The organism is Pseudomonas sp. K8 (assembly GCF_014889455.1).
GTDB classification, from domain to species: Bacteria; Pseudomonadota; Gammaproteobacteria; order Pseudomonadales; family Pseudomonadaceae; genus Aquipseudomonas; species Aquipseudomonas veronii.
The window spans coordinates 1-648 of the sequence record NZ_VJWO01000190.1 but is presented as its reverse complement, the minus strand read 5'-3'; the positions used below and the strand labels follow the sequence as shown (position 1 = coordinate 648).

Below are 648 nucleotides of genomic sequence, written 5' to 3'. Positions count from 1 at the left end.
ACGCCGAAGGGGCGCGGCAGGACTGGGCTGACACCTTGGTCACGCACGGCGAGGTCCTGGCCCGGGAGCAGCTGCAACGCAACCAGCTGCGCTGGAGCCCGCTGGGCATCGCCAACATCGCCGCCGAAACCGCATACGGGCAGCAGCAGGACCGGGTGCTGCAGACGCTGCACAGCCACGCGCACGCCGACGTGACCGCGGCGATGGTCCGCGCGCTGCGCACGGCCGGGTTCGCGGGCACGTTGGAGGGTTTCGATCCGGACCTGGTCCGGCTGCGCGTGGGCGGGCGCGAAATGGACCTGGTCGACTGGGCCACCCATGGCTGGCAGGGCCAGGGCCTGCGCCGCCCGGCCATGCCGGCCAACCTGCCGGACTGGTCGCCGGATGCCGGTGGCCTGCCGAGCGCGCGCCTGGAACCGGCGGCGTGGCTGGACGACGACACCCTCGATGCGATGCAGCTGGTGGCCTACCGGCGCGACCCAGAGGGCGCCCTGCGCGAAGACGCGGCCATGAGCTGGCAGCTGTACGACGCCTCCCTGCGCCGCGCGATCTGCACCGAGCTGGAGGATTTCGCCGAAAGCAACCGCCTGGCCGATGCCTACATCGACCATCTGAAAGCGCTGCCGCACAGCCCGCAGGGCCCGGTAC

At 72.2% G+C, this 648-nt stretch carries 1 protein-coding gene; it reads left to right on the top strand.

Features of this window, described 5'->3' with window-relative positions; all coding sequences use genetic code 11:
• Positions 1–648: hypothetical protein (locus INT12_RS30915; RefSeq protein ID WP_193059231.1), on the top strand; the 648-nt coding region annotated here is incomplete at both ends.